This window comes from Paenibacillus caui, assembly GCF_019904135.1.
Lineage (GTDB): Bacteria > Bacillota > Bacilli > Paenibacillales > Paenibacillaceae > Fontibacillus > Fontibacillus caui.
Map to the genome: position 1 here is coordinate 45,059 of NZ_JAIOGQ010000034.1, position 6,560 is coordinate 51,618.

Consider the following 6,560-nt stretch of genomic DNA (forward strand, 5'->3'; position numbering starts at 1 on the left):
TAGGCCTGTAAGCTGCAAGCTCCACCATGGAACATCCAGATTTACAGGCCAAGTATCAAGTATGTTGTATTTCAGATTTGGAAACACAAGCCCCCAGGATGCAAGGTTAACCGCTGCTCTCCGCCAGCACTTGTCCGGTTAAAGACAAATCATAGTCGCCCAAGGACACAAGCACATCATAAAGCTCAGGCGACAGCAGCGCCTCCTGAAGAATCGCAATCCATTCTTCGTTCTCCGGTTTCTTCAGCATCACGAGATCTACTCTCTCTTGAATCAGCGGAATAAATTCGAGCCCCGCAATGCGGGCCGGCCTTTCGCTGCCGATGCCTACATCCGCATGTCCCATGGCAATTCTCCCGGCAAGCCCCATATGCGTCGTCTCTTCATTATGGTAGCCGTGGACGGACAAAGGCGAAATCCCGCGGAGGCGAAGCTGTTCATCCAGCAAAACCCGCGCTCCCGAGCCTTTCTCCCGGTTGACCAGCCGAATGTCCGGGCGCGCCAGGTCTTCCCATGATTGAATTCCGTGGGGATTGCCCTGCTTCACATAGAATCCGGCATTGCGCGTTACAAAGTGAATAACCAGATAAGGCAAGGAAATGAACAATTTTCGGATATAAGGAAGGTTGTATTCACCGGTCTCCCCGTCGAACAGATGGGTGCTTACGATATCCGCTCCCCCGTTATACATAGCGACCAAGCTGTCCATACTGCTCACAAACGAACGCAGCGGTCTGTATTTGCGGGTTCTTTTCTCGATAGCTTTGGCCAGCAAATCCAGCCCCGTTTCCTGGCCTGTGATAACTAACGGCTTTACGCCGTTCCTTGTTTCCAAGCTGGGTGCATCCGGCAGCAAAACAGACTGAAGCGATGCTTTCGGCGGAACCTGGGTAAGCGAAGAGTGTCCGGCAGGAGCCATTCCGCTTTTGGCGTTCTGTTTGTAGGCCTCAAGATCCTCGGCATCTATCCTCATTTGCTTGCCCACCCGGTAAGCGGGCAATTCTCCTTTTTTAATCAGATCATAGACGGTCAATTTGGAAACTTTCAGCAGCTTCGCAATTTCTTCGGTCGTGTAAGAGATTGAATCGGTCATGAGTGTCTCCTTCACACGTCATTAAATGATTAGACAGCTAGATTAATCTTACTTTGGTTCCTTCCATTTTTCAATGAACGGCGTTTGACGGGAACGAATGATCATTTTTAATTTGTGAGAAAAATCTCTGGTCGTTTTCGTTATATTTAGTATAATCCAATTATAAGTAATAATAAATAAGGAGGTAATGTGATGTTTAGACTAAAAAGGTTATGTTTGTTTAGTGCACTTTTGATGATTACGCTGATCGCAGCCGGCTGCGAAAGCAACAATTCTCTTTCAAGCACACAGGCTGATGACAGCAGCGCAAATGCCCAGACGAAAACGGGCAGTACCGCCTCATCCGGTAAAGAACCGGTCGAGCTGCTTATTTCCGCCGCAGCAAGTCTTACTGAAAGTTTGGACGAGCTGAAGACCATTTATGAAGCCGACCACAGCAACGTCAAGCTTACATACAATTTCGGCGCTTCCGGTACGCTGCAGCAGCAAATTGAGCAAGGGGCCCCGGCAGACGTATTTTTATCAGCAGGCACGAAGCAAATGAACTCTTTACTGAAAGAAGGATACATTGCCCCGGATTTGACGAAGAATTTTTTGACCAATGAACTGGTCCTTATCGTTCCGCAAAACGGATCTGTGCAGATTGATTCGTTAGAAGATTTAAACGACTCTCAGGTCGGCAACATCGCAATCGGCACCCCCGAATCCGTTCCCGCCGGCAAATATGCCGAGCAGACACTTACCTTCTATAAGCTGTGGGATGGCCTTGCGCCCAAACTCGTCCAGACCAAAGATGTGAAACAAGTGCTGTCCTATGTAGAGACCGGAAATGCGGATGCAGGATTTGTATATAAAACGGATGCCGCCTCTTCCAAAGGCGTCAAAATCGTGCTGAGCACCGACCCGGAAAGTCACGACGCTATTGAATATCCGGCAGGCGTGATTAAGGACAGCAAACACCCGGAAGAAGCAAAAGCGTTCTATGATTTTTTGCTGAGTGATAAAGCGCAGCAGGTATTCGAAAAATACGGATTTACCCCGGCCAACTAAGTCATCTATGGATGCATTATTCGTATCTAAAAATTTCTGGGCTCCTGTCGTTTTATCCTTGCAGGTCTCGATTGCCGCGGCCGTCATTTCATTTCTGATCGGTATTGTGGTCGCGTGGCGGATGACCTCTACATCCTTTTATGGAAAATCGCTGCTTGAAACCTTGTTTTTACTGCCCCTCGTACTGCCGCCTAGTGTCGTCGGATTTATCCTGCTTGTGCTGCTTGGCCGGAAAAGCTGGATTGGCGAAGCGGCAGAAACTTTGTTTCATCTATCATTCGTATTCCATCCGCTGGGAGCAGTCGTTGCCGCGGGAGTCGTCAGTTTTCCGTTAATCTATCAGTCGCTGAAGACTGGTTTCCTGTCGGTAGACAAAGATTTCAAGGAAGCGGCCCGCTCTCAAGGCGCAAATGAATGGCAGGTACTCTATTATATTTTGCTGCCGCTCTCTCTTCGTTCGCTTAAAGCCGCCTTTATTCTCGGGTTCGCGCGGGCGCTTGGCGAATTCGGTGCAACGATGATGGTCGCCGGCAACATTCCCGGCCGTACCCAAACGATCCCGACTGCCATCTACTTCGCCGTCGACGCAGGAAACCTGCCGCTGGCCTGGGCGCTCACAGGCGTTACGATTCTGCTGTCGTTCTTCCTTCTGATGCTGACCTCAAGGGGGAAGCGCGACTAGCGCGGTTTGCCGGGTTTTGCGAAAATGGGATGAACACAAAAAACTCCCTGCGAGCGGAATTTTCTCCATACGCTTCGCGGGGAGTAATTTGTTTATAGGGATAGCCGCTTGGCTTATCCGGATTGCAAGCAGCTGAAGTTAAATCATTGTTACAGGTCCGGATGTGCGTGTTTCGCCTTCAGCCGGTTCCAGCGTCGTTCTACCTCACCGTGAAATGAGCTGAGAGCCGCTTCATTTTCAGGCTTGAGCAGATGTTTTGTTTTGCCCATTCCTTTCAGCCATTCCGTCAGCCCGACTTTATTACCTTTAGCTTCCGGGTCGTAAGTAATGTTCGTAATTCCTTGTTCGACTTCATATAACGGGAAAAAACAGGAGTTGACCGCTGCCCTGACGAGCGCTGTTCCCGCTTTGTCATCCGACATCCAGTTCAGCGGGCACGCGCTGAGGATTTTGCCGTATACGAGCCCTTCATTTTGGGCGTACCACTGAGCTTTGGCGGCTTTTTTCACCAAATCCTGAGGAAAAGCTTCCGTTCCAGTAAACACATAAGGGATATTGGTCGCAGCCATAATTTGCGGGGTGTCCTTATGATGCGTGCCTTTGCCCTGCTGGGTTTTGCCGACGCCCGATGTCGAAGTCCGGTGTCCTTTAGGCGTGGAGTAAGACAACTGGGCCCCTGTGTTCATATAGCCCTCATTATCGTATTCCAGAATAATCATTTTATGGTTGCGCAGCGCAGCCCCGATTGCAGGTCCCATCCCGATGTCCATGCCCCCGTCTCCGGTGACCATGACGAACGTAAAGTCTTCCTGCAAGCCGAGCTCATCCAGCTCGCCCCTGCGCTTGCGTTCCCAGAACATTTCAACGAGCCCGGACAGTGTAGCGGCCCCGTTCTGGAACAGATTATGAATAAACGTTCCTTTGTGCGAGGAATGCGGATAACCTGTCGTGACGACATAGGCGCAGCCGGTATGGTACAGGGCGATAATATCGCCTTCAATTCCTTTGAAGAACAGCTCCAGCCCGGAGAAAATACCGCAGCCGGGACAAGCCCCGTGCCCTGGAGTCAGGCGTTTCGGCTTTCTGGTCAAGGCACGCATTGGCGGCACTTTAACGTTGATTTTTCCCGTTGTTTCATCTTGCTGCACGGAGATTAGGCCGGATTTCAAATCTTCGAACTGCAATGGTTCAAGAATACGCACAGGCGTTTTGTCCGGGTCCCCGGGAGTATGTCCGTAAAAATCAAAAGGGATTTCCACTTCTCCGCTTTCGGCGGCATCTATGGCCAATTGGAACAAATGGTGTCCGTCTTCAGCATAAAACTCCTTGCCACCGAGACCGTAAATCCGGCTGATCACTTTGGTCGTGCTGTTCCCATGTGTAAACAAGGCCGCTTTAATCTCGTTGACCATGTTGCCGCCGTGTCCGCCAGGAGAGTCTCCGCGGTCACCGACCGTAATTGCTTTTACATTTTTCAGCGCATCAGCGATTTGCTTCTGCGGGAAGGGACGGATCATATTCGGGGAGATCGAGCCCGCTTTAATGCCTTTTGCCCGCAGCTGGTCGACTACATCCTTAATAATTTCCGAGGCCGAGTTCATCAGAAAAACCGCAACTTCCGCATCCTCCATCCGGTAAAGCTCAAGCGCAGAATAGTAACGTCCGGTGAGCTCCCCGTATTCTTTGGCTATCCGTTCAAACGCTTCACCCGCCTTGTACATCGCTACCGAAAGCTGGTACCGGTTATTGATGTAATCCGGTTCATTCATATAAGGGCCGACCGAAATCGGATTTTCACGGTTGAGCGTATGGGGAAATCCGGCTGGAGGCTGCTCTCCGACAAATTTCAGCACATCTTCCCTGTAAACGAAGGTTTGCACTCTGCGTTTCTGGTGTGAAGTAAAATATCCGTCGGAAGCCACCATAACCGGCAGGCGCACTTCAGGATCTTCGGCAAGCTTCAGCGCCATAATATTCATATCATATACGGCTTGAGGGTCGCGGCACATCAGGATCGGCCAGCCGGTATTCAGCGCAAAATACAAATCGGAGTGATCGCCGTGGATGTTCAGCGGCCCGGAAATCGAGCGGCAGACAAGGTTCATGACCATGGGCAGGCGCGTGCCTGATTGAACCGGCAGTTGCTCCAGCATGTACATGAAACCCTGGGCGCTGGTGGCATTAAATACCCGTCCGCCAGCGGTTGAGGCGCCGTAACAAATGCCCGCCGAGCTGTGTTCCCCGTCGGAGGCCACCAGCCGGATGTCATGCTGACCGCTTGTTTTGGTCAAATCCAGAAACTGCGCCACTTCGGTTGATGGGGAGATCGGAAAATACCCCATAACATGATAATTAATTTGCTGGGCCGCATATGCCGCCATCTCATTGCCGGATTCGAATACATACTGCTGCTCCACCTTGGAGAAGCCGAGTTCCTTGCTATAATCAATTGCCATCTGGCTTCCACCTTCCCCCATTATCATTTAAACATCAGCACCGGGTGAGCCTTTAAGGCGTTAAATCGGAACGGCCAGGTTGAACTGATGTTTGACCGTATGGCTGTCGGCATACCCTTCTTTCTCTCTTCCGCTTGAGAGTGAACTGGTCGGACAAGCTTCCACGCACTTCAGGCAGCCTTTGCAGTATTGATAGTCAATCCCTTTCAAGAACATTTGGGATCTGCCCTTTTTATCGACTTTCTCCTCCCAAACAAAGCACATATCGGGACAAACCGTGTCGCACTCCGCGCAGTTAATGCAGGATTCATGATCGTATTTGGGAATCATGCCGGAACGCGAAATGCTCAAATCCTTGAGAAAGTTGCCGCCGGGATTCACGATCATGCCGCCAATCGGCTGGGTTTCGTAGCCCAGCACGGAAACGTCAGAACGTTTGAAATCAGGAACCGAAGTTCCTTCTTCGAACGCAAACTCTTCAAACGTGACCTCTTCATATCCGCGGTCAAAGGTGCGGTGAGCGGATTCAACGGCTTGCGGGTATTTTTTGCCAAGCGATTTAGTGATTACATCCTTTAACGTTTGGGGATCGAGAAACGGGCATAACCGGAACAGGGCGCCAAGCATCGCCATATTAACCCGGTTTTTTTCTTTTAATGCAATCGCCGTCGCATTAATTACGGCAATTTTTCCGCCCTGCATGTTCAGCAGCGTCTTCAGTTCCCCTGGACTTTTTGCGGAGTTGACGAGTACAGTGCTGCCCAGCCCGACACCGCTTGTAACATTTACGGTTTTAGCCAGCGCTTCGTGGAACACACCGACAACGTGCGGACGTTCAACAGGAGAAGTGTCGCGTATCTGCGTGGTTAAATCGCAAAAACGGATATGCGCCTTGACCGGAGAACCTTTTTTCTCTGAGCCGTACGAGGAAAAGCTGACCCCGTTCAGCCCGGCTCCGTTCACACCGGCTTCAGCCAGCATTTTACCGGCCAGGTTCGCTCCCAGACCCCCAATGGCTTCCAGACGAATCTCGAAAAAACCCAAGTCGTTCACAAACGGTAATTTCCCCATATCCATGTATCCTTTCGTTAAATGCCATAATGATTGCAAGAAAAGCACCCTCTCGATCAATCAAACAACTCGGCTGATAGACTAGTAGCCTCTCAAATCTAATAGTATAGGATGGGTGGATATGGTATAGTTATGCCAAAAAGAGGAATTCATATATGCATCCGATCAAGAATCCCGTCCGATTAACCGTAGAAGAACAGGCAAGCCT

5 protein-coding genes are annotated in these 6,560 nt (G+C 50.4%); 2 read left to right on the forward strand and 3 right to left on the reverse strand.

All coding sequences use genetic code 11. From position 1 onward, the window contains the following. Positions 1-106: 106 nt before the first annotated feature. Positions 107-1,093, reverse strand: coding sequence for a helix-turn-helix transcriptional regulator (locus tag K7397_RS17870; RefSeq protein ID WP_223069447.1), 987 nt, complete (start codon positions 1,091-1,093; stop codon positions 107-109). Positions 1,094-1,285: 192 nt separating this feature from the next. Here K7397_RS17870 and modA point away from each other — a divergent pair, with 192 nt between their 5' ends. Next, a complete protein-coding gene (modA, locus tag K7397_RS17875; protein WP_223069449.1) occupies positions 1,286-2,143 on the forward strand; it encodes a molybdate ABC transporter substrate-binding protein in 858 nt (285 codons plus the stop codon). 7 nt (positions 2,144-2,150) lie between these two features. After that, entirely contained in the window at positions 2,151-2,825 is a 675-nt protein-coding gene (gene modB / locus K7397_RS17880) for a molybdate ABC transporter permease subunit (protein WP_223069452.1), read from the forward strand. A gap of 149 nt (positions 2,826-2,974) precedes the next feature. Here modB and K7397_RS17885 read toward each other — a convergent pair whose 3' ends face one another. Together K7397_RS17885 and K7397_RS17890 are read right to left on the reverse strand one after the other, a co-directional pair. Further along, a complete protein-coding gene (locus K7397_RS17885; RefSeq protein WP_223069457.1) occupies positions 2,975-5,281 on the reverse strand; it encodes a thiamine pyrophosphate-dependent enzyme in 2,307 nt (768 codons plus the stop codon). A 60-nt stretch (positions 5,282-5,341) separates the two neighbouring features. After that, on the reverse strand, positions 5,342-6,352 hold the full coding sequence (locus tag K7397_RS17890) for a 2-oxoacid:acceptor oxidoreductase family protein (RefSeq protein ID WP_223069459.1): 1,011 nt from the start codon (positions 6,350-6,352) through the stop codon (positions 5,342-5,344). Positions 6,353-6,560 lie beyond the last annotated feature (208 nt).